This is a genomic window from Aurantimonas sp. HBX-1 (genome assembly GCF_021391535.1).
Taxonomy (GTDB): Bacteria; Pseudomonadota; Alphaproteobacteria; order Rhizobiales; family Rhizobiaceae; genus Aurantimonas.
In genome coordinates this window covers 3,190,643-3,214,245 of record NZ_CP090066.1, presented here as the reverse complement: position 1 = coordinate 3,214,245, position 23,603 = coordinate 3,190,643, and the positions used below count along the sequence as shown (strand labels likewise).

17 protein-coding genes and 1 pseudogene are annotated in these 23,603 nt (G+C 62.3%); 9 read left to right on the top strand and 9 right to left on the bottom strand.

Annotation, left to right across the window (positions count from 1 at the left end; all coding sequences use genetic code 11):
• The gene (locus LXB15_RS15285; RefSeq protein WP_233949259.1) at positions 1-2,892 is read left to right on the top strand and encodes a glycosyltransferase family 1 protein; all 2,892 of its coding nucleotides are present in this window, start codon (positions 1-3) and stop codon (positions 2,890-2,892) included.
• A 33-nt stretch (positions 2,893-2,925) separates the two neighbouring features.
• Here LXB15_RS15285 and LXB15_RS15280 read toward each other — a convergent pair whose 3' ends face one another.
• The 9 genes from LXB15_RS15280 to rfbG form a co-directional block, all read right to left on the bottom strand.
• The gene (locus tag LXB15_RS15280) at positions 2,926-4,068 is read right to left on the bottom strand and encodes a bifunctional 2-polyprenyl-6-hydroxyphenol methylase/3-demethylubiquinol 3-O-methyltransferase UbiG (RefSeq protein WP_233949258.1); all 1,143 of its coding nucleotides are present in this window, start codon (positions 4,066-4,068) and stop codon (positions 2,926-2,928) included.
• A gap of 263 nt (positions 4,069-4,331) precedes the next feature.
• A complete protein-coding gene (locus LXB15_RS15275) occupies positions 4,332-5,756 on the bottom strand; it encodes a DUF2793 domain-containing protein (protein ID WP_233949257.1) in 1,425 nt (474 codons plus the stop codon).
• A 187-nt stretch (positions 5,757-5,943) separates the two neighbouring features.
• On the bottom strand, positions 5,944-7,755 hold the full coding sequence (locus LXB15_RS15270; RefSeq protein ID WP_233949256.1) for a hypothetical protein: 1,812 nt from the start codon (positions 7,753-7,755) through the stop codon (positions 5,944-5,946).
• A gap of 44 nt (positions 7,756-7,799) precedes the next feature.
• Positions 7,800-9,122 carry an NAD(P)/FAD-dependent oxidoreductase gene (locus LXB15_RS15265; protein ID WP_233949255.1) on the bottom strand — a complete coding sequence of 441 codons (1,323 nt, stop codon included), beginning with the start codon at positions 9,120-9,122 and terminating at the stop codon, positions 7,800-7,802.
• Positions 9,123-9,139: 17 nt separating this feature from the next.
• Positions 9,140-10,180, bottom strand: coding sequence for a lysylphosphatidylglycerol synthase transmembrane domain-containing protein (locus tag LXB15_RS15260; protein WP_233949254.1), 1,041 nt, complete (start codon positions 10,178-10,180; stop codon positions 9,140-9,142).
• 5 nt (positions 10,181-10,185) lie between these two features.
• Positions 10,186-10,956: a glucose-1-phosphate cytidylyltransferase gene (rfbF, locus tag LXB15_RS15255; RefSeq protein WP_233949253.1), complete on the bottom strand. Its 771-nt coding sequence runs from the start codon at positions 10,954-10,956 to the stop codon at positions 10,186-10,188.
• Between the two features lie 10 nt (positions 10,957-10,966).
• The gene (locus LXB15_RS15250) at positions 10,967-11,956 is read right to left on the bottom strand and encodes a glycosyltransferase family 2 protein (protein WP_233949252.1); all 990 of its coding nucleotides are present in this window, start codon (positions 11,954-11,956) and stop codon (positions 10,967-10,969) included.
• The gene (locus LXB15_RS15245; protein ID WP_233949251.1) at positions 11,943-12,872 is read right to left on the bottom strand and encodes an NAD(P)-dependent oxidoreductase; all 930 of its coding nucleotides are present in this window, start codon (positions 12,870-12,872) and stop codon (positions 11,943-11,945) included. Before LXB15_RS15245 ends, LXB15_RS15250 begins: the two co-directional genes overlap by 14 nt.
• Positions 12,873-12,882: 10 nt before the next feature.
• Positions 12,883-13,995, bottom strand: coding sequence for a CDP-glucose 4,6-dehydratase (gene rfbG / locus LXB15_RS15240; protein WP_233949250.1), 1,113 nt, complete (start codon positions 13,993-13,995; stop codon positions 12,883-12,885).
• A gap of 445 nt (positions 13,996-14,440) precedes the next feature.
• Here rfbG and LXB15_RS20975 point away from each other — a divergent pair.
• The 8 genes and pseudogenes from LXB15_RS20975 to LXB15_RS15200 all read left to right on the top strand — a co-directional run.
• Positions 14,441-14,602, top strand: a pseudogene (locus LXB15_RS20975) (transposase); the annotation flags it as partial.
• A 471-nt stretch (positions 14,603-15,073) separates the two neighbouring features.
• A complete protein-coding gene (locus LXB15_RS15230) occupies positions 15,074-17,065 on the top strand; it encodes a hypothetical protein (RefSeq protein ID WP_233949249.1) in 1,992 nt (663 codons plus the stop codon).
• 1,148 nt (positions 17,066-18,213) lie between these two features.
• Positions 18,214-19,188 carry a glycosyltransferase family 2 protein gene (locus LXB15_RS15225; protein ID WP_233949248.1) on the top strand — a complete coding sequence of 325 codons (975 nt, stop codon included), beginning with the start codon at positions 18,214-18,216 and terminating at the stop codon, positions 19,186-19,188.
• Entirely contained in the window at positions 19,178-19,921 is a 744-nt protein-coding gene (locus LXB15_RS15220; RefSeq protein ID WP_233949247.1) for a class I SAM-dependent methyltransferase, read from the top strand. Before LXB15_RS15225 ends, LXB15_RS15220 begins: the two co-directional genes overlap by 11 nt.
• Positions 19,918-20,328, top strand: coding sequence for a GtrA family protein (locus tag LXB15_RS15215; RefSeq protein ID WP_233949246.1), 411 nt, complete (start codon positions 19,918-19,920; stop codon positions 20,326-20,328). The genes LXB15_RS15220 and LXB15_RS15215 overlap by 4 nt, the downstream gene beginning before the upstream one ends.
• Positions 20,325-21,287 carry an NAD-dependent epimerase/dehydratase family protein gene (locus LXB15_RS15210; RefSeq protein ID WP_233949245.1) on the top strand — a complete coding sequence of 321 codons (963 nt, stop codon included), beginning with the start codon at positions 20,325-20,327 and terminating at the stop codon, positions 21,285-21,287. The genes LXB15_RS15215 and LXB15_RS15210 overlap by 4 nt, the downstream gene beginning before the upstream one ends.
• Positions 21,263-22,576 carry a UDP-glucose/GDP-mannose dehydrogenase family protein gene (locus LXB15_RS15205; RefSeq protein WP_233949244.1) on the top strand — a complete coding sequence of 438 codons (1,314 nt, stop codon included), beginning with the start codon at positions 21,263-21,265 and terminating at the stop codon, positions 22,574-22,576. The genes LXB15_RS15210 and LXB15_RS15205 overlap by 25 nt, the downstream gene beginning before the upstream one ends.
• A 17-nt stretch (positions 22,577-22,593) precedes the next feature.
• Positions 22,594-23,469 carry an SDR family NAD(P)-dependent oxidoreductase gene (locus LXB15_RS15200; protein ID WP_233949243.1) on the top strand — a complete coding sequence of 292 codons (876 nt, stop codon included), beginning with the start codon at positions 22,594-22,596 and terminating at the stop codon, positions 23,467-23,469.
• Positions 23,470-23,603 lie beyond the last annotated feature (134 nt).

Sequence of the window (23,603 nt, the reverse complement as noted above, 5' to 3'; positions counted from 1 at the left end):
ATGCGTCTCTGGTTCGACGGGCAGTGCCTACAGACCGCCAGCAATCGTCGCGGCATCGGCCGCTACGCCATCGAACTGATCAAGGCGATCGCGGAGAACCATCGCGACGTCGAAATGATGATCTCGTTCAATGCGGCGATGCCCGAAACGGCGATTGCGGCTCGGGAATCGGTCCGGTCCTGGTTTCGCCCCGACAACATCCATGTCTGGCACAGCGCGCGCTGCAATGGTGAAGTTCATGACGGGTACACTTCCAGCCGACGCCTGAGCGAGGCGGCGCTAGCCCGTCACGTCGACGCGCTGCAGCCGGATTTCGCGGTTGCGACCAGTCCGTTCGAGGGGATGGGGGATCCGGCGGTGCCGCTGCTGAAGCAGCCCGGTAGCGCGGTTCCCGTCGCCTCAATCTTCTATGACGCGATCCCCCGACGCTTCCCTGAACGCTATCTGGCCGCCCCGCCGCACCGGGAGACCTATGACCGAAGGCTCGATGCGCACAGCGCGTTCGACCTCAATCTCTGCATCTCGGAATTCTCGCTCCGGGAGCTGCAGGACATTGTCGGCGACGTTCCGGGGGTGAACATCTATGCAGGCATCTCGGATGTCTTCAACCGCACGCTGGCCGAGGAAAAGAGGGCGGCGGGAAGCGACACCGGGCACGATCCCTACGTGCTCTATGTGGGCGGTCTCGACTGGCGAAAGAATGTCGCACTGTTGCCTGATGCCTTCGCGCGGCTCGACGCGTCGTTGCGCGACCGGTTCCGTCTGGTCGTTGCCGGGGACTATCCTGACTTCCAGCTGGCCGAGGTCACGGACAGATGGCGGTCGAACGGACTGCCGGCGGACCGGCTGATCTGTCACCGGCACGTATCCGAAACTGACCTCGTCCGCCTCTACCGCGGCGCCAGCCTATTGGTGCAGCCGTCCTTCATGGAAGGGTTCGGCCTGACGGCGCTGGAAGCCATGGTGTGCGGAACCCCGGTCGTCGCGGCGCGTGCCGGCGCCTTGCCGGAAGTGGTGGGGGACGACCGCCTCCTGTTCGACCCGTCCTCGGCGGATGAACTCGCCGCGGTCATGACACGGGTCCTGACTGACGATGCGTTGAGAGCGGAGACGGTCGAGGCAGCCAAGGAGCGAGCAAAGCGCTTTACCTGGGCGCGGACCGCCGAAATCGCTGTCGCGGCGCTGCGGGAGCGCCTCGAGGCGTTGCCGAAGCCGTCCGGGGAACAGCCCCCGGCGATCCATGCGAAGCGATGGCGGCAAAGCGAAGCCGACATCGATCTTGCGGCGACCACCTTCGCCCTGGCTGAGCCGGTGGTCGCACCGGGGCGGCTGATCGTAGACGCCACCTCGACGATCCAGGTCGATCACAAGACCGGCATACAGCGTGTGGTCAACAAGATCTGCCGCAAGATGGACTGGGACCCCGATGCGGCACCGATGCCGCATGTGCTCTCCTACTGCGACGGGCCCGATGGCTGGTATGATGCGCGCGGCCTGCTCGAAACGCCACCGAACAAGAGCGTTGCCGAACGCCTGCGCCCGCGTCCGGGCGACAGGATCCTGATGCTCGACAGCTCTTGGCTGCATCACGAGGCGCAGCAGGGATTCTTCCTGGCAGCGCGACTGCGCGGTGCCGAGGTTTATTCCTGTCTCTACGATCTAGTCCCGCTGCGCATGCCTGGGTTTTGCGTGCCGGGCATGCCGACGCACTTCCGAAACTGGATCCTAACGGCGCTTACCTATTCCACCGGCTTCGTCTGCATCTCCCGCGCCGTCGCGGACGAATTTCACGCGTTGCTGCGGGCGATCGAGTATCCGCATCCGATGAAGATCGGCTACTGGCGGCTGGGCGCCGATTTTGCCGACGACGATCTTCAGACGCCGATCAAGGACATCCGCGTGACGGGGTCGGCGCCGGTGTTCCTGATGGTCGGCACGGTGGAGCCGCGCAAGGGGCATCGCATCGCACTCGATGCATTCGAGCAGCTTTGGGCGGAAGGGTCGAACGCCCGTCTGGTCATTGCCGGCAAGGCCGGATGGGGCGTCGAGCCGCTGCTGCGCCGCATCCGCGAAAGTCCTGAACTCGGCAGCCGGCTGGTCTGGCACGAGCACGTGGACGACGCCACGCTGGTACGGCTCTATGGCGAGGCCGACGCGCTGGTCGCCGCGTCCCATGCGGAAGGGTTTGGCCTGCCGATCGTCGAGGCGGCGCATTTCGGCAAGCCGGTTATCGCCAGCGACATTCCCGTCTTCCGGGAAGTGGGTGGTGACGCCGGTGCCGATTTCTTCGATGTCGGATCCTCGACGTCGCTGCATCAGGCGCTCGAGCGATTCCTGGAACGCCGGAAGGCCGGCGATCTTCCCGCCAGGGGAGGCGATGCCGGGTGGCCGAGTTGGTCGCAGAGTGTGGCCGAGCTCGAAGCGGTCGTTTTGGGCGACAACTGGTACCTGACCTACGAGCCGCCGGAGGGGCCGGCATATCGGACGATCGCAGAAATCGGCCAAGTCACCATGCGGCGCGAGATTCCTACGGACGAACGCCAGTTCACGCTGTCGCTGGTCGAGGGCGCGACGCCAAGCCCGGACGGGGAGGGACTGTCGATCGTCGTCGCGCTGAAGAACCTTTCGCCAAACGTTTGGTCCAGCCAGGGCGCAGGAGACGGACGCTTCCCGATCGCCGTGGGCGCGCGTGTACTCGCGTCCGACGGCACGATGCTGGCCGGCAATCCGCCGCGTGCGACGATTCCGCTGGTGGTCATCCCGGGCGAGACCGCCGTCCTGCCGGTCAGGCTTCCGCCGGAGGCGCGTCTAGGGGAAGGAATGAGCCTCGATATCACGGTCCTGCAGGAAGGCTGCGCCTGGTGGGACGGCGGTCTCAGGGTTCCGCTCTGAGATAGAGCACCACGAGCCGGCCCGGCGCGATGCTCACGCGTCCGAGGTTATCGCAGAGGGAACCGCAACCAGCCGCAGGACGGCGATTCCCAGCTGTCGCTCGTCGGCCGAGCCGGGCAGCACATCGCTGACCTGATGCGTCTCCGCTTCGATCAGCAGGCGGTTCGCATGGCAGCCGGCCAGCGGGATGTCACGTGTCTCGCCGGGGTAGACGGCGACTTCGGTGGATCGGTCCCCGCAGGAAATGCGTACCCGTTTCTCGACGGGCAGATAATTGGCGACCGTGAGGGTGAGGTCGACAATGGCATTCCGCGGCTGCAGCAACGGAATCTCGGCTTTCGGCGCGACGGTCCAGCGGTGCGTCGTCTCCGAGCTGCCCCATTTGTCCGGGGCCAGATGGACGCCGGGGTTCTCGCGGCGCAGGTCGATTTCGAACTGCCCGCGCCGCTCCGCGTCGGTCATGACCCGCGCGACGAAGGCATCGGCGCGGCTGCAGGTCGGGAACGGGTAATACTCCACCTGCCAGCCGGTCGCCCGCAGCATCTCGATAAAGAATTCCCGGGTGAAGCCGAGTTCCATCCAGCCAAAGCGGCGGATACAGAAAGCCGACAGGCCATCGAGCCGTGGGCCCCAGGGGTAGGGGACCGGCCCGCCCGCCTGCGGGACGATCGGCTCGCCGCAGAAGATCACCTTGCCGCCGGGCGCCAGGCGTTCCTGAAGCCGCCGGGACAGGGCCTGGAAGTCCGCGGCGTGGTGGAAGGCTTCGAAGAAGATGATGCAGTCGAAAACCTGACCCTCGAAGCCCTCGCCGAAGACCGCCCGTTCCGTGTGGACGGTGAGGCCCATCAGCCGCGCCTGTTCGGCGACGCTCTCCAGCGAAGCCGCATCGATGTCGACGGCATGGGCCTCGCAACCCGAGCGCGCCAGCGTGAGCAGGATTTGACCGCTGCCGGGGCCGTATTCCAGAACACGGGTATTCGCGGCGCCGGTGGTGTCCATCAGCCGCAGAATGTGGCCCCAGCTGAACAGCATCTCGGCGATGAAGCTGGTGTCGCGGAAGGACCACGGCGACACCTCCGAGAAGATGTTGGCAACAGCCCCGCTGCCGCTGGCTTCGTCGCGCTCCGGTTGGTAATCGGCGTGCTCGCCGCCGCGGACCTCGAAGTAGACCCGCATCGCCAGTCCGCGATACTCGTCGGAGAACGGATCGAGTCCCTGCATCCGTGCGACCAGCGGATGATCCAGTATCACTCCTGAAAGCCGATGATATTCCGCCGTGTCGGGGATCTGCATGTCGATGCCGGCAAAGAATTCGTCGACCGACATGACTTTTCCGGCGGTCGGGGCGGCATCGTTCATTCAATCTGCTCCTTTTTGACGCGTGATCTTCTGCCAGCAATCGGCGGGTCAGGCAATTGCGCAGGAAGGCCGGCGGGAGGTCACTCTCCCTCCAGCCTGCCGCCGGATGCAAAGCTCGCCCGGAGGGCGGCGAGCGCTTCGCCCTGACCCGCCACGACGCGCCGCGTCTCCTTGAGAGCCGCCCAGAGCACAGGGATCAGCTGGTCCGGCCGTATCCACTGGCGGCTTTCCGGATCGGCGACATTCGCCAGTCCCCAGACGCCGAAATCCTCGCCGGACCGGGCGAGGGCCGCGCGAACCTCCTGGGCCAGAAAGCCGGCATGCCGCCGCTTGCCGGGCTCCGGCTGGGTCATTGCCGGGCGCGGCGCCGACGCGTCCGACTCCGGCAGTGCCAGAGTCTGCGTTCCGCCCTCGCACCACCGGAACAGCATCGCGTCGATCTCTTCCAGCAGCGCGGTTGCGAGCCCCGGCGACAGCTGCTGGCAGTCGGTCTTGTCGCGGGCGTCCGAGGTCTGGATCGTGCCGTTGGCCGCCCACACGGCCGACCACCGCGCACCGGCCGAGCCGAGCGAGAACGCGTTGTCGACCCCCGGTAGCAGATTGCCCTCCGGCGATACGAACAGGCGGGACGCGTAAGTCTGATCATAGATGCCGAACGAACCCGAGGGGGCGGGGCCGCCGCCTGATGCGAAGAAGGTAAAGCCGCCGTGGGCGCCCGGCGCCGTGTTGCCAAGATTCAGGTAGACCGAGTTGGTCGAGCTGGCGACAAGGGCCAGATGATCGGCCGCGACATGTACCGCGCCATCGACCTGGACCGGCGCCGACTTCGCGGGATCGACGTTGCCCCGGATCGCAACCTTGGCGCCAGAGGAGAGCGCATGCAGGACAGGGGCATAGCTCACCCCATCAGGTGAAACCTTCACCGTCAGGTCGTCGTCGCCGAGGAGCCCGACCAGGGCCCGGCTGGTGTAGCCGGTCTGGAACACCAGGCCGGCATCACCCGCTGCACCCGCCTTGTTCAGCGTCACGCGCAAGTCGCCGCTGCCCGGCGTCACGTCGTCGTGGGACAGGAGAACGGCGTCGGACTTGACTGCCAGGCGATTGATCGTGTCGGCGTCGGTGTTGACGCCGAGCCGCACCGCCGACAGGGCTTCGCCGTTTCCGCCAGCGTTCAGTGGCCGCCAGGCGCCATCGGCATGCACCAGCAGCAATGCCTCGTCCGCCACCCAGCAGCGCCAGCCTTCCGCCGGTGCATGGAAGCGCCAGGCGCCGCCGTCGAGACTGGCAATCTGGCCGTCGTGGCCGGCCCAAACCCCGCTTGCGCCGGCGGCGACGAGATAGCGGACGCCCTCAGCGGGAGCGGAGGGCGGCTCAGCGGCGCCGCGGCTCGCCACGGCGAGGTGGACCAGCGCGTCGGCGATCGCCAGCGCCTCGTTGTGGGTGACATGCTTCTGGGCCTGCGCCGCCATGATCAGCGGAAGTTTCAGCCGTGCGGTTTCGTCCATCTCGGTCTCCTGCGCCTCGTCGGAGCGGAGAGTGTGAACGAGGCGCGGCGACCGGGGATTAGTTTCAGGCGACGGCCCGGGACGCCTGAAGGCGTCAACCGCCGGTCAGCGCAGAAAGCTCGTCGCCTGGATCCTCACAGACTGCACGCGGACGTAGAACATTTATGTAGCATTGCGGACTGGACGTTCAGGGACAGGGTCCGACCGCCATCGTCTCCACCGCGAAGGCAAGGATGCGGCTGTCGGCCTCGCTGGGCACGTGCGGGTCAGAGAAGCGCAGTGTGACCTCCGTTGGTCCTTCCGCACGGCCGAGCGGGACCATCATCGTTCCCCGGCCCTCCAGCCTGGTTTCCGCAGCGATCCGGCCACCAATGGAAGCGGTTATCCTCTGCGGTCCCAAGGTAAAGCCGTTCAGGGCGAGACATTGATCGGCGGCGGCTGGTGCCAGTTGTAGCGTGATGCGGCTTTCGTCCCCGTCGCTCCAACGATGCGTTTCCTCAGGGACTGACCAGCCGTCGAAAGTCACGATCGCGTTGTCTCGATGTGACAATACCGTGCCCGGGCCAGCAGAACCGACGCAGCCGGATGCTACCACCACATAGCGGCTGGTCTCGGCGTATCTCTCATTGCAGCCAGCCAACTCGGTTACCGTCTGATCCTCAACCAAGAACGCAAATTCCGGTGCTGTCGAAGGCTGGCCGATGTCGTGGAACAACTGAGCCAACGCCGTCTGGAACGGTACGCGGAAAACACCGGAATTGATCATGTAGCGTGTGACAGGATCGACCGATTCCGCCAGCATCGCGGTATTGCCGGCTTCGAAGGATGGAAACCCATAGCGAACGGCGTGCTGCGCATATTCCAACGGCACTGTGACGCCGCGCATTGGTAGGATCGATTGCTCCGGATAGACGAGCCATGTTGCGACAGCAGCCATGGCGATCGTCGGGAGAGGGTTCGTCTGTCGACCTGCCGTTTCGGCTGTAAGCAAGCCGGAGAGGGCCCGTGCGCTGCAGGCCAGCGCCAGCGTTATCACCAGGAAGAGATGCTTCTTGACCGCATAGGGAGACCCTTCGCCCAGGATCAGCAGGCTCAGCAACTGCACCGTCATCAAGGCCACCGCGGCGACCGCCGCCGCGACCAGGATCTCGTCGAACGCCGTGCGCTCGTGGCGCTGGCTCCAGATGATCGACCAGCCTGACACGGCGACGAGGATCAGCGCGATGGCATAGAGCAGCCAGGGGTTCAGCGGGAATTCCAAGGCGCCGTTATTGGCCGAGATCTCTCGCATGGCCGCGAAGGAGGGATGGAGCAAGATGACGGCAACGCCGGCGATGCCAAAGACGGCGACGCCCGCAAGCCGCTTGAGATAAGGCTTGCCTTGGCGGAAATCGTCCCCGGCCTCGAGGAGCAGGAAAAGCCCGACCGCTCCGATCAGGTAAAGGCCCGGCAGGAGGTGCATCCACATCAGGAAGGATGCGCCAGCGAGCCCAACCAGTGCGACCGCCAGCTCGTTGCGCCGGCCAATCCGGCCGCAGACGAAGAGGATGGCGAAGAAGAATGCCGCGCAGATGAGCTGCGAATAGAAGAAATTGATGACGATCTCCCTGCCAAGCACCGCGCCGGCGGGGCGCGCCAGGAGGAAGAGGAGAAAGAACAGCACCACGGCGACATAGCCGCGCCCGCCCTGCAGTATCCGTCCGAGGAAGAAATAGCCGGCATAAATCGCGACGATGCACAGCACCCACATCGCTGCGTAGTTGGAGCCGATCACCATTCCCAGCCCCGCCGCGAGCCAGTGCGATCCGGGGGGGTATATCGCCATGCTCTCCATCCACGGCGATGCCGGAAGGGTGGCTGGATCCTCATGGGCGAGGAAATCGACGAGCATGAAATGGTGCGCGACATCGATGCTCAACGAGTAGATGTCGAAGCCCAGAAGGAACACCAGGACGGCAAGCGCCGCGAGGTGGACCAGAGCCTGCCGGGTCTCAGACATGGACAGCTATTCCTTCACCGGAGAATGATGGCCGTACCGGATCGTCACGCCGCCGCCGCCGCGATCGTCTCGGCGACCTGGTTGCCCTCACGGATGGCGTAGTTGGTGCCACGGTCTTCCGGATAGACCTGCGCCATGGTCGAGATCATGACGTTCTCGAACGGCGTGTCGCGGCCGGGGACGTAGGTGGAATAGCCGCGCTCGGTCACCGGCTGGGCATACTCGGACCGCCACATGCGGTATTCCTGGACCCAGGACCGGTCGAGCTCGGGGAACATGCGCTTCAGATGCTCGAGGGCGAAGTCGGCATACTGGTCTTCGCTGTAATTCCAGATTGGGTCTTCGACCGGCAGGTATTTCGACAGGAAGGCGATGTGCGAGCCCTTGTAGTTCTCGGGCGAGTCGAAATTCGTGTGCTCGATGATGCCAACGAAGGGGAAGCCCGGATCGTTGACGTTGAGCCAGTAGGTCTCCGACAGGCTGCGGTTCAGCCGCAGCACCAGGCACATATTGCCGAGATAGCGGACGCGGCGCATGCGCTGCAGCCACTCGTCTTCGCCGGTGCCCTCGAACATGTCGGCGATGATCGGGAAGGCCGGGGTAAAGAGATAGCGGTCGGCGGAGACCTTGCCGGTCGGCGTGGTCAGCGCGGTGACGCGCTTGCCGTCCCGCTCGACGCCGATCACCGGGGTGCCGAAGCTGACCGTGCCGCCCTTGGCGCGGATCGCCTCGACCATGATGTCGGCGAGGCGGCCGAAGCCGCCCTTGAAATAGGCCAGCTGCTCGCCGCCGGTCTTGTCGCGCGTGCTGCCGCGCAGCACCAGCTTCTTCCAGAACCACACCGCGCTGATCTTCTCGGCGTGGACGGAGAATTTCGACTGGATCAGCGGCTCCCACACCACCTTGTAGACGTTGCGCCCGACGATCGGCTCCAGCCACTCGCGCACCGACAGGTTCTCGATCTCCTTCCAGTCCTTGATGCGGCGGACCTGGAAGACCATCAGGCCGAGCCGGATGCGGTCCCAGAAGGGCAGGGCGGTGAACTTCAGGAGGTCGAGCGGCGTCGTCAGGTTCCACAGTCGACCGTTGAAATACATGCCGTTGCGCGACGGCATGACCATGATGTCGTCCTGGTGGCCGAGCTCGGCCACCAGTTCCGGCACGTAGACGTCGTTGTTGAACCAGTGGTGGTAGAATTTCTCGATGCGGGTGCCGTCGGCGAATTCGAACGTTCCGGCAAGGCCGCCGGCGTCGTCGGCGGCTTCCACTACGTGGACCTTCAGCCCCTTCTTGGCGAGGCGATAGGCGGCGGCGAGCCCGGTGAAGCCCGCGCCGACCACGGCGACGTCGTATTCGTTGTCTGTCATGGGATCACTCGTCATCATCAGGCGGCGGTTGCGCCGCTTTGCGCCACGGCGCCACGGAAAATTTCAGGGCTGAGCAGCATGGCGAGGCCGCCGGCCAGCGTCGTCGGCACCCATACCATCAAATGGGCGAGCACGGCGTAGCTCGTGGCGATCTCTTCCGTCCCGCCGAGCAGTGTGATCGCCGCGAAGGCCGCCAGGTGGAACGGCCCGACATAGCCCGGCGAGGATGGCACCAGCGTCGAAAGCGTGACGAAGGCCATCACCATGAGGGCAGCCAGCAGAGGCGCCTCGAGCCCGAAGCCGACCAACAGCGCCCAATAGACGCCGGCTTCGCCGAGCCAGGCCAGCATCGACAGGCCGAAGACCAGCACGAGGACCCGGGCGCCCGACATCTGCCGGAACCCGACCAGCAACTGGGCGAGGGCAACGAGGACGCGGGTCGCGAAAGCCGTCGGCGGCCGCGTCGCGGCGATGCGCGACAGCAACTGCGCCAGCGTGCCGCTGAACAGGAGGATCGCGAACATCACCCCGATGCCGCCAACGGCGAGCAGGATCGCCCCGTTCGCCAGCCAGTCGGGCAGGCGGTCGGCACCGAGCCATGCGGCGCCGATCGCCAGGCACAGGAGCAGTGTCAAAAGGTCGACGAGCCGTTCCATCACGATGGAGCCGATGGCGGCCGCGCGCGGCACGCCGATGGCGCCGGGAAAGATCGTCGCCCGCACGATGTCGCCGGCCCGCAGCGGCAGGACGTTGTTGAGCGCGATCGAGCCGAGGAAGGGCGCCGCGCACTGGCGGATCGTCACCGGCGTTCCCGTGGCCCGCAGCATGACCGCCCAGCGGGCGATACGCATCGTATAACCGGCGGCCAGCGAGACCAGGGCGATCAGAAGAAACGGCCACTCGAACGAGCCGAGCGCTGCCAGCACGCCGTCGAAATCGACATTGTAGGCGATGACGGCGATGCAGGCGATCGAGATGATCCAGCCGATCGCCGCCCGAACCCGGGACGTGCGTCGGGCCGGCAGGGGCGGGCCGGCTGGGTCGATCTCGTTGTTCACCGCCGTCAGGCCCATACGCGCCAGGGGGCGCCGGCGGCCCAGAGCTTCTCGAGCTCGCGCTTGTCGCGCAGCGTGTCGCAGGGCTGCCAGAAGCCGGTGTGCTCGAAGGCCGACAGCTGCCCGTCGCTGGCCAGCGTCTTCAGCGGCTCCTGCTCGAAGGACGTGGCGTCTCCTGCGATATAGTCGAGAACCTTCGGCTCGAGGACGAAGAAGCCGCCATTGATCCAGCCGATCTCGTCGCTGGGCTTCTCCTGGAACGAGGCGACGTGGCCGGAATCGTCCACCGCCAGCACGCCGAACCGGCCGGGCGGCTGGACGGCGGCGACGGTCGCGAGCTTGCCGTGGCTGCGATGGAAGGCGAGCTCGGCCGTGATGTCCAGGTCGGCGAGCCCGTCGCCATAGGTCATGCAGAACGTGCCGTCGCCGACATAGGGCGCGACGCGCTTCAGCCGACCGCCGGTCATGGTGTTCTCGCCGGTGTCGATCAGCGTCACCTTCCAGTCCTCGGCCTGGCTCTGCAGGATGCGGTGGCTGCCGTCCTTCAGGTTGATCTCGACATCGGAGAGATGCCGCTGGTAGTTCATGAAGAACTCCTTGATCACGTAGCCCTTGTAGCCGAGGCAGATCACGAATTCGGTGATCCCGTGATGGGCATAGCTCTTCATGATGTGCCAGAGCAGCGGACGACCGCCGACTTCCACCATCGGTTTCGGCTTGGTCTCCGACTCCTCGGCGATGCGGGTGCCGAGGCCTCCGGCAAGGATGACAAGCTTCATGGATCGTCCGTCAAAGTTTGAGATCGGGCTCGCCGATATTGATGGTCTGGTCGATGATCGCCAGCGGCTCGGCCCGCAGCATCACGTAGATGCGCAGGATGTACTCGCCGATCATGCCGAGGAGCAACGACTGCAGGCCGATGCCGAATAGCACGAGGACGTGGATACTCGCCACACCCCGCGGCAGGTCCGACTCGATCAGACGCAGGACGACGAAGTAGATCGCGCCGAGCCCGCTCACCCCGATCATCGCGATGCCGAGGATCGTCGCCATCCGGAGCGGCACGGTGGAATGGTTGAACACCGCCGTCACGCCGAGCCTGATCAGCCGGGTCATGCCGAACTTGCTCTCGCCGGCGGCGCGGGCGTCACGGTCGTAGACGACTCCCGTCTGGCGGAAGCCGATGCCGGAAATCATCCCGCGCAGATACGGGTTGTGCGTCCGGAACTTGGCGAGGGCGTTGACGACCTTGCGGTCCAGCAGTCGGAAGTCGCCGACGTTCTGCGGGATCGGATGCTCGCTGATGGCATTGATCGTCCAGTAGCCGAAGCGGCGGAACCAGTTGAGCAGCGGCGATTCCTTGCGCTTGCGCCGAAGCCCGTAGACCACCTGATAGCCCTCTCGCCACAGGTCGAAGAACGTCTCCAGCATCTCCGGCGGATCCTGCAGGTCGGCATCGAGCTGCATCACCGCGTCGCCGCGCGCATGCAGATAGTTGGCGAGGATCGAGCGCTGGAAGCCGACATTCTTGGAGAAGCGGATCGCCCGGATGCGATCGTCCCTGGCAGCCAGTTCCTGCAGCTTCTCCCAGGTTCGGTCCGAGGACTGGTTGTCGGAGAAGACGAACTCCAGGTGGCACCGCTCGCGCATCGTCACGCCGAGGGCGTCGAGCCGCTCGTAGAGCCGATCGAGATTGTCGTACTCGTTGAGGACGGGGATGCAGAGGGAGATCAGCGGCAGGTCACCCTGCGGCGTCGCTGCGTCATCAGGCATCGACATGGTGCGCCCGCTCCAGGTTGAGTTGGTCGATGGCGACGGTCAGCGCGGTTCGCAGGTCGGTCTGCAGAGCGGGGCCGATCGCGGCGTCAAGCCGGTCGGTCGCGCCGACGACGGTCGGGATCTCGTCGGGCCGCATCGGCAGGACGCCGTACCGCAGCAGGGCAGGGTCGGCCGCCAGGATCTCGGCAAGCTGGGCAACGAAGGCCGCGACCGTCAGCGGAACACCGCTCGCCAGATTGTAGATGCCGGGCCGGGCATCGCCCGCAAGCAGCGCCGCGGCCATGCGACGGATGGCGGCGCAGGCATCCTCGACCGAGAGAAAGTCGCGGACCTGCGTCCCCGCGGAAAGGTCCACTGGCTCGCCGCGGGACAGTTTGCCGGCGACGGCCGGGAACAGCCGATGTGGCTTCTCGCCGGCGCCGAACATGTTGAACGCCCGCAGGACTGCGGTTGGCAAGAAGCTGGCTTCGCCGACCGAGCGGGCGAGGAGCGTGCCGGCCGCCTTGGTCGAGCCGTAGAGACGCTCGGATTCGATCGGCGCCGCTTCATCCAGCCGCTCTCCCTCCGGGCCCGGCGCGTACTCCGCGCTGGAACCGAGATGGACGAATGCCTTTGCGCCGGCGGCGGCTGCGGCACGCGCCAGTCTGGCGGGAAACAGCACATTGGCGGCGACGAGCCGCTCGGGGTCCCGATCCGTCGGATCGACGCCCGCCGCCAGGAGGTTGACGACGACCTCGGCGCGGAAATCCCGCGCGGCATCGCCGCACGCCGTTGCATCGAGCGGATCCTCGGCAACCGTGACCGGGCAACCAAGCCGATGGTCGGGGCGGCGCACCACGGCATGAACGTCGTCACCAGCGGCTAGCAGGGAGCCAACCAGGCGGCGGCCGACGAACCCTGTCGCTCCTGTCACCATCACCCGCATCTCAGGCGTTCTCGTCCCGTATCAGGCCCTGGCGCCAGGTATCTATCTGGGCAAGGGTCACGTCGCGCATGGAAACGGAACCGGTCACGGACGTCCCTGCTGCCCGTTCATAATAGGCGCGGTACCATGATGCGGTCTGACGGATCATTTCCTCGACGCTCCACGGCGCCTGCCAGCCGAGCCGGTCGTGGGCGAGGCGGCTGTCGAGGGCCAGCGCGCCGGCCTCCGGCAGCGGGTCGTCCAGATAGACGAGATCCGGCCGTTGCCACTGCGTCGCCAGAATTTCCATCACCCGCCGCACCGGATACTGCTGCAGCTCGCGCGGCCCGAGATTCCAGGCGCGGGCGTAGCGCTTGGGCTCGTCCGACAGCAGGCCCGCGGCCAGCATGCCGTAGCCCTGCACCAGAGCCAGGACATGCTGCCAGGGGCGCGTGGCCTCAGGGAAGCGCAAGGTGAGCTGCTCGCCCGATATGACGGCGCGAACGAAGTCCGGTACCAGCCTGTCCTCGGACCAGTCGCCGCCGCCGATGATGTTGCCGCCACGAGCCGTGGCGATCGCCGGGCCGGCATCGCCCGAAAACGAACTGGCATAGCCCTTGATCACCATCTCGGCGGCGGCCTTCGAGGCGCTATAGGGGTCCTTGCCGCCGATCGGATCGTTCTCGCGATAGGCCCAGTCCCACTCGCGATTCTCGTAGACCTTGTCGGTGGTGATGCAGACGACGCCGCGCACGCTGGGCGTGTGGCGGGCAGCTTCCAGGACATGCGCGGTACCGAGAGCGTTGACCGCGAAGGTCCGCAGCGGCTCGCGATAGGACCGCCGGACGAGCGGCTGCGCCGCCAGATGGATGATCAAATCCGGCTGGAACCGCGTGATCGCGGCGGCCAGGCGGTCGTAGTCCATGATATCCGCCGTCTCCGACGGTACCCGATCGGCGACGGCGAGAAGGTCGGCCAAAGCAGGCGTCTGGTCGGGCGCCAGCGAATAGCCGTACTGCTCGACGCCGATATGGTCGAACCAGGTCGACAGCCAACTTCCCGTGAAGCCGCTGTGGCCGGTGACGAAGATTTTCTTTCCCCGAAGGACGGTCTCGAACGGTAGCATGTCCATCATGGGCTAATTGATTCCCGATACCCGCATTGCCGCCGTAAATATCCGCTTCCGACACTTCATTTGCAGCCGGAACAGCGTTGAAGCGTCCTACAGCCAGCCACTGGCCAAGGGAAGGGCCGTGCAGGCGAGCCCGAGCTCTTCCTCCGCTACAGGATCAAGCGGGCATAGGCACTGGCGCGCAGTGATCAAGAGGGCAATATACACGGGCGGCCTTCGGTCGGAGGAGCCTGAGCAAGGAGTAGCCGCGCGATATCAGCGGGTCGGGGTTCAAATTCGTATCGATTCAATGCGGGATCGAGATCGCCTGGAATTCGAGATCGCCTGGAATGATGCCGCTAAGACTGAGCATGGCCATAGCTGCGTCCGCCATCCAAGTGACCTGACGCAGAGAATTGGGTGAGTCGGCGCCGTTGCTACCGCAGCCAAGCTTAACTGCCGGCTTCGGACCTCGTTGAGGGACGTTCTGCGCGCCACCCTCTACATCACGGCAAGTGGTTGCCAGTGGCGAACGCTCGCTGCCGATTTTCCGCCGGTCTCGACGGCACATCCCTATCTTCAACGGTGGGGCGACAGCGCCCTGCTTTCGACGACCAACGGTCTCCGGTGATCGGTGCTCGTTAGCTGGGAGAGCGCTAGACCAGCCGGACCGCGGGAATGCGAGCCGCTCAATCGGCGCAACTCCAGATCAACGCTGAAGCTTGCAGAGCTGTTTTCCAGTTTATCTTGGGCTGGATACAATCTCGCCAGCCCGCATTCCGTCCTCGGCTGCTGGTCCCCATGAACTACGAAACGATGCGCCAAAGATGGGCCCAAGAACGCAGCGCATCACTACCCTCGAGACCGGGGAAGCGCTGGGTATCACTGCGATTTTGCGCTTGTTAAGCTTGCTGGGATATGGTCCATGGCCGCATGACTGAGGGATTGCTCGACCCTGGGCTGATCTCCCTGCAGCCTCCGAATTGTGCATTTTCCTATCTTACTGATCTAGCCCGCAAACGCCTGATTGACATCTCGTTGCGATCCAAACGAAGCACGCGGGCAGCATCTTGACACGGAGCAGAGTGTGATACGTCGCGGCATGGAGCTTTTCACAGTCGGAATTTTTTCTGCAATCACCGCTTATATACTTTTCTACAATCCCGTATTTCAACAGTTTATATTTAGTTCTGACCAGCTAACGGTGCCGTCGATTACAGAAGATCTTCTGAGAAACGAAAATTTTAGTATTTTTTCGTGGATGTTGCCGCGTGCGCCATACATATTTCCTGATTTAATGAGCTATACAGCATTTCGTATCTTAACTGACGATATCTATACAGCCGTAATCTGTATGCTCGTTTTCCACTGCGGCCTCATCGCGTTGGCCGGGAGGTTGATGTTAAATCGCATCGTGCCCGACCGCGTCGGCGCCGACAATGCATGGGGCATATTCTTACTATTTTGTATTATCCTGGTGACTACATCGTTCTTTGACAATCTTCCCGCGCTTGAGGGCGCCTCTATATTATTCAATATCTTTGTGCCAATTGCACATGGGTCAGCTGCAGTATGTGCGGTTTTTGGTTTCATATTCTATGAGAAGATTTCCTACAGAAAAACAGGTATTTTAGACGTTATATTTGTTATGTTCTGTTCGATAGCGATATTTTCCGACAAATTATTCGTCGTTTTTTTTGCGGCGCCTTATGCGTTGGCCAATTATTTGGCATCCCCAGTTACAGAGCGAATAAAGCGCCTGGGAAGATTCCTTGGAACGATTAGTTTATCGATCGTGACGGCGCTTTTAATCGAAGAATTGTTTACCATGCAATATTTCGAGCCACTCCGACTCCGTTTATTGGAGAAATCATCAATGATGATTGGCCTGATTATAGACTCGCCTGTCACATTCTCGCTGTTTCTAGTGGGCTGCGCCGCAGCATTTTACCTATTCGTTCAGGCGGCACTGGAAATCTGGAATGCGAATGAGGTGCGCAACGCTGCGTCCCTTCGTGCGAAGCTATTTGTCGCCTTCCTGACGCTGGGCGGTTTGGCATTCGGCATCCTTCTCTGGGAAAATGATGCGTTGGCATACGCCAGGTATATGGTCGGCATGCAGCTAGGAGGCGCTCTAGCGTTAGCCGCACTCGTTGCGGGTTGGATGAAGCAATCCCGGCGCACCCTCTTCGCTCTTGGGGGGGCGGCGGCGGTACTGAGCGCCCTTCCGCTTCTCTCTGTTCACGCGCGAGGAACAGTAGGACCATCCGCCGAATGGGCCCGGATCGCCGGACAGCTGAACTCGTGTCGCGAACGCTACGCCCTCGAGAATGGATATGCCGAATACTGGCTGGCCAGGAAGCTCTCGGTGATCACGGACTGGACAATCGACATCAACCAATTCGCGCCGTGGAGCCCTGATCCATTCTTTTGGGGCAATAATATTCTCTGGTACTACTACGATATGGATTCGGGCCATCTCGGTAAATCAAATTTCATAATTTCGAATGGACTTCAGAAGAACGAGATCACGAACCGTTATGGTGAGCCGTCAAATGAGGTGCCATGCGCTGAATTCAACATCATGATCTATGATGATTGGCGGCAATTGCAGCGTCGGGTAAACGAAAAGTTGCCGACGGCAAATTCCGACGAAGAAATTTTAGAGCACTTTCCCGACGATTTCTCTCCTGTGGATATTGCATTGGGCGACTACTCGCCAACATCCTTCCAGAGACAGGTCGGCGTCGTCGACAATGGCGAATTGGAGGCCAAATCCCCACGTGATCCAGCCGGGTTTCTTATGTACGGACCATATGTTGATCTGCCGGCCGGAAGTTACGAGGTCCAGGTGGAATTTGTTTGCACTAATATGGGGGAAGGGAGCTTTTTTGATGTTACCGCGAATATTGGACAGATTTCGCTAAATCGATCTGTGTTTGCGAGAAATGACGACAGATGTAACGGGGCAGAAAATAGTGTGTCGATGCCGTTTATTTTAGAGAAGGATACAACCAATATCGAGTTTCGTGCGCATTTTGGCGGCACAGGAGACATGGCCGTAAAAAGTGTTCGCGTAGATCGCTCGTCATAGCTTGGCGTGGTTGTCACGAAGCCATCTATCCGGCGCTCTTCGTTTGAGTTCGAAAGGCATTCCGCCTCGACCTAGCGGCATGCCCTTCGCGCCGTGTCGGCGTTAGAACGCCGTGGGCTCGAGTGGGTGAACGGGGCAAGGGATTCGTCTCGCGAGATCATGATCAGCACGCGCCCGGCCGATGCCGCCGACCGGGCTAACGCGGCACCGGGAACACGATCTCATTCTTGACTGGACAGTCTCGCAATCGCACGCTCGTCGAAGCACGACGCGCCTCACAATGCTGCTGCATTTACCGCGCTTGAAGGGGGCGGACCGCGACCAAGAACGGCCCCGCTCTTGCGGGGCATGGCGCTGAGGCTGTTGGTGATGCCTTCGCACGCACCATTGTAGCGTTCCCGTCAGGGCTGCCCCGGTCGTTGACGTGGGACCACCGCGCCGAGCTGTCCCAGCACGCCGCCCTCAAGATCAATGCGGGGATCGAAGTCCTACCTCCGCAATCCCTAAGATCCCCGGCAACGGAGCACCAAGGAGAATACGATTGGTCTGGTACGCCGCGACTTTCTAGACGATACCGACCTGAGCGCGCAGGCTGCCAAGGCGATCGCCGCCCTGGCCGCAACCATGGGCGCCAGGCTGCAAAAAACTCTGGGCCGGAAAACTTCCCAAGCCCCATTACGCTGAATACACGTCGATGCTGTTCGGTCCGAGATGCATGGTAACGGGTGTGCGCCCGTTGATGGGCTCGGCGGATGACGCCTACGCCAAAGCCCTGTGTGAGAGGTTCCTTGCGAGGCTCGAATGCGAACCGCTCGGTCGGGGCAAGTTATCGAAGGCTGGTGCTACCCCTCTAGGCGCCCATTTCGCCCTAGGCTACCGACCACCCATCAACTACGAAAGGAGGGCCAAATCCGGGATCGAGAACGCAAGCCGTTAGCTTTCCACACCCCGGCGGCCACCGCCTAACTGCCCGGAAAGCGGCGGACGCACCATCGATACGTGATAAGGTTCGACTCAAAATCAGCGGCGAAGGGTCAACTCGGGCACTAGAAAGATGATTTTTGCTCCCTTAAGGAGACTACAAAAATTCCGATCCAGCCCAGGCCGTCTCGCTTGAGTCTTCCACCAAGGCTAGACAGGCAGAATACGTGCATGAACGGGAAGCAGAAATGGCGCCTATTATATCGCTGATCGTACCGGTTTATAAAGAAGAAGGTAATATACGTCCCTTCCTTGCTCGCGCCGAGGCCGTATTTGCGAAGATGGGTGTCGAATACGAGATTGTGTTTGCAATGGATCCGTCTTCGGATCGTACGGAAGAAGTGATTCTCGAAGAAATCAACCGTAATCCCAACATAAAGTTATTAGTTTTTTCCCGTCGCTTCGGGCAGCCGGCTGCCACCATGGCTGGTATACTATTCTGCACCGGCGAGACCTGCGTCGTCATAGATGTCGACTTGCAGGATCAGCCCGAGTTGGTCGAGGACCTGTACGCCAAACTCTCCGAAGGCTTCGAAGTCGTCTACGCCACGCGCCGCAGCCGCCAAGGCGAGACCTTTATCAAGCGCGTGATTTCCTCATTTGGCTATACCGTCATCAACAAGCTGAGCGACGTTAAAATTCCGCGCAACACTGGTGACTTCCGCATCATGACGCGCCGGGTGATCGAGGAGCTGCGCAACCTCAACGAGACACACGGCTTTTTGCGGGGACTTGTCGCCTATGTCGGCTTCAAGCAGGGATTCATCGAATACGATCGCGACGAACGCTTCGCCGGCACTGGCAATTATAACCGGCTGACAGGGTCGCTCAAGATCGGTCTAAACGGCTTGATCAGTTTCAGTTCGCGACCGCTGTTCCTGATGTCGATCGCCGGCTTTACACTCGCTGGTCTGAGCTTCCTGCTTGGCGCCTGGTACGTGGTCCAGAAATTGTTGGGCGTCGACTTAACGCCGGGCCTCTCAACGACCGTCCTGTTCGTCAGTTTCTTTTCCGGCATGCAATTGCTAGGACTCGGGCTGATCGGAGAGTATATCGGGCGAATTTATGACGAGGTCAAACGTCGGCCGATGTATATTCTCGACCGCAAGGTGAACTTCGGGGAGGAAAAAAATGTCGGTTGATGAAATTGGCTCTAAATCGAAGTGGCCAAAGGTGTTTCCACCGCTTACACCTGAGCAGAGGGTCATCAGCGACGATTTCATGAAATACTGGCATGACGTTCTGCCGGACAAATATGGCATCGTCGACGAGTTCAACCACAACTACGTAGTCAAGAACGCGCCGGTCAATTTTAAGCGTACGCTAGAAATTGGGGCTGGCAGCGGCGAGCATATGAACTACGAGAAGCTCGACCCTGAGCAGACGAAAAACTATGTTGCGGTCGATATCCGCCAGAACATGGTCGCCGAGCTGCGTAAGAAGTTTCCTGACATCCAGTCTGTGGTCGGTGATTGCCAGCAGCATATGGGTTTTCCCGACAATCACTTTGATCGCGTTCTCGCAATCCATGTGCTCGAGCACCTGCCCAACCTGCCCGAAGCGGTCAAGGAAATGTATCGGCTATGCGACAAGGACATTGGCACGCTGTCCATCGTCATCCCCTGCGAAGGCAGTTGGGCCTATAGCTTGGCCCGCCGCATCTCGGCCCAGCGAATCTTCGAAAAGCGCTACCACCAGTCCTACCGCTGGTTCATCGAGCGTGAGCACATCAACCTGCCTGACGAAATTCTGAGCGAGTTGTCTAAATATTTCACGATGGAATCGTCGACCTATTTTCCAATCCCTGTGAACTTGAAGTTCTGCAATCTCTGCATCGGTGCCACGTTGAGGCCCAAAAAGTCTCTCGCGGCATGAGTATAGGGCGCCGCAACGGTCTACTACAGTTTGCCCGGTATGTCGGCGTTGGTGGAGCGACCGCACTTGTCTACTTTGGGCTGATCTTCCTCACCGTTGAACTGCTGCAATTGGGGCATCTCCTGGCGGTCAGCATTTCCTATATCGCCGCCATAACCTTCCACTTTCTGGCCAACAAGGCTTTAACCTTCCGTAGTCGCGAGGCCAACGTACTGCGTGAGGTCACGCGCTACATCTGCGTGGCACTGGTCAACTACGTCATCACGCTGATTGTCGTCCATCTCGTCGTTGACTCGGCCGGGCAGTCGACCTATCTCGGCGCCGCCATGGCGATTGCTGCCACGCTTGGCCTGGGCTTTGGGATGACCAAGTTCTGGGTGTTTCAACACAGCAGAGGATCGCTTTGAGCAGTACCTATATCGTGACAGGATGCGCCGGATTCATCGGCAGCACCTTGGTTGATCGTCTTCTGGCCGACGGCCATACGGTGATTGGCGTCGACAACTTTTCTACCGGCCTGCGTCGTTTTCTGGAGGGTGCCCTGGCGCACCCGCAGTTCCGCCTAGTGGAACTCGACCTGCTCGACCTCGAGGGGTTGAAGCTAGCCTTCCAGGGCGGCGAGGCGGTGTTCCACCTGTCTGCCAATGCCGATGTGCGCTTCGGTACCAGCCATCCGCGCAAGGACCTCGAGCAGAACACCATTGCCACCTATAATGTCCTCGAGGCGATGCGCGCCAACGGCATCAGCAAGATTGCATTCTCCTCAACAGGCTCCGTCTATGGCGAGTCCCCGGTCGTTCCCACCCCCGAGGATGGCCCGTTTCCGGTGCAGACCTCGCTCTATGGTGCCTCGAAAGCCGCCGGCGAAGGCCTCATTTCGGCCTACTGCGAAGGCTTCGGCTTCAAGGCCTGCATCTTCCGCTTCGTCTCCATCCTGGGCGAGCGCTATACGCATGGCCATGTTTTCGATTTCTATGAGAAGCTGAAGGCCGACCCCACCAAATTGCCGGTGCTCGGCAATGGCAAGCAGCGCAAATCCTATCTTTATGTCCAGGACTGCATCGATGCGATCCTGCTGGCGATGGACAAGGCGCAAGGCAAGGTCAACATCTTCAATCTGGGAGTCGACGGCTATTGCGAGGTCAACGATTCCATCGGCTGGATCTGCGAGACCCTGGGCGTGACCCCGGAACTGCAATATAGCGGAGGCGACCGGGGCTGGATTGGCGACAATCCCTTCATCTTCCTTGATACCACGCGCATCCAGGCGCTGGGTTGGAAGCCGCAATACACCATCCGCGAGGGCGTGCTGAAAACGGTTCGCTACCTGCAGGATAACGAGTGGGTCTTCACCACAAGGGTTTGAGTGTGAGAGTTTGCGTTCAGGGACTTTGGCATCTCGGCTCCGTGACCGCGGCCTGCTTGGCATCACTCGGGCATGACGTTGTCGGCTTAGATGACAACCGTGACACCATTGCCGGACTGAACGCGGGAAGGGCGCCGCTGTTCGAGCCGCGCTTGGATGACCTGCTGGGAGCCGGGCTGGAGAACGGCAATCTGTCCTTCACGACCGACCCTGCCATCGCTCTCGGCGATGCCGAGGTCGTCTGGATCGCCTACGACACGCCGGTCGACAACGACGATCATGCCGATATCGAGTTTGTCGTCTCGCGCGTCACGGCAAGCCTGGCGGCGATGCGGCAAGGGGCCGTGGTGATTGTCTCCTCGCAGATGCCCGTCGGTTCCATCAAGGCGCTCGAAGCCCATGCCCGCGCCATCGGGCGCCCCGATCTCGACTTTGTCTGCAGTCCGGAAAACCTGCGGCTCGGCAACGCGCTCAATGTCTTTCTGAAGCCTGACCGGATTGTGTTGGGTATCCGTGGTGAGGCCGCCCGGGAAAAGCTCACGCAGCTGCTGCAGCCGATCACCGAACGGCTGGAATGGATGTCTGTCGAGTCCGCGGAAATGACCAAGCACGCCATCAACGCGTTCCTTGCCACTTCGGTGACCTTCGCCAATGAGATTGCCGCCATCTGCGAAGTAGTCGGCGCAGACGCCAAGGAGGTCGAACGCGGCCTCAAGACCGAAGCCCGCATCGGCCCCAAGGCATATCTTGGTCCTGGCGGCCCATTTGCCGGAGGCACGCTGGCACGCGATATCGAATATCTCGGCCAGGCAAGCGCTGCGGTGCATCTGGCAACGCCGCTGCTCTCGTCCGTCAAGGTCAGCAATGATGCCCACAAGAACTGGGTCCGCCGCAAGGTCCAGGTTCTGTACGGCGAATTGGCCGGCGTCGCGGTTGCGGTCTGGGGTCTGACCTACAAGGTAGGCACCAGCACACTGCGGCGGTCGCAGTCGGTCGAGTTGTGCGACTGGCTGATCGGGCAGGGCGCGCGTCTGCATGTGCATGATCCGGCTGCTACCGATCTGCCGGCCAGTTGGGCGGGCGTCGTCACCCGTCACGACAGCGCCCTCGCGGCGGTACAGGGTGCCAGCATCCTGATCGTGGGCACTGAATGGCCCGACTATCGCAGCGAACTCGAAAAGCTGCCGCCCGCTGACGGCGAAAAGCTCGCCGTCATCGACGCCAACCGCTTTCTCCAGGCGCAGGCGCGGTCTCTTGGCCTGCGCTACATCGCCGTGGGCGGCCAATAAACCAACGGGATAGGCAAGTGTCCAAGCAACTGACCGGCCGGGTCGCCATCATCACTGGCGCCAACCAGGGCCTGGGGCTCGAGATCGCCCGTAAATATATCGAGGCCGGCGCCAGCCTGATGCTGTGCGCCCGCAACAAGGATCTGCTGGATGCGGTGTCCGGCGAACTGGCGGCGCTGGCCGGGCCGGAGCAGACGGTCCGGAGCATGGCAGCCGATGTCTCGTGCGAGGCCGATGTCGCGGCTGTATCCGATGCGACGCTCGAGGCCTTTGGCGCCTGCCATATCCTTGTCAATAATGCCGGGATCTACGGGCCCAAGGGTGAGATCGAGACGGTCGACTGGGCCGACTGGGTCCGCGCCATGGAGATCAATGTCTTCGGTTCGATCCTGATGTGTCGCGCTCTGCTGCCCCATTTCAAGACGCAGCAATATGGCAAGATCATCCAGCTCTCGGGTGGTGGCGCCACCAATCCTCTGCCTCGCATCAGTGCCTATGCCGCGTCCAAGGCCGCCATCGTGCGGTTTGCCGAAACGCTCGCCGAAGAGGTTCGCGGCACCGGCATCGACGTCAACTGCATCGCCCCGGGGGCACTGAACACGCGCATGCTCGATGAGGTGCTCGAGGCCGGGCCCGAGAAGGTCGGCCAAGCTTTCTACGAGCGTTCGCTGAAGCAGAAACAGACCGGTGGAGCGCCGATCGAGACCGGCGCCGGGCTGGCCGTGTTCCTTGCTTCGGCCGCCAGTGACGGGATCACAGCTAAGCTAATTAGCGCCGTCTGGGACAACTGGGAACACTGGCCGGAGCATCTCGAGGAGTTGTCCTCCAGCGACGCCTATACCCTCCGCCGCATCGCCGGTCGCGACCGCGGACTAGTGTGGGGCGACAAGTAAAGCGAGGCGCTCCCGGCGGGGCATTACGCACCTTTGTTTCAGGAGTATCTTGGCCTTTTTTGACGCCTTTCGACTAAACCCGTATCGGATTGTACTGCCCGCTTGATCCCTTATCCCGCATGCGTAATGACGCG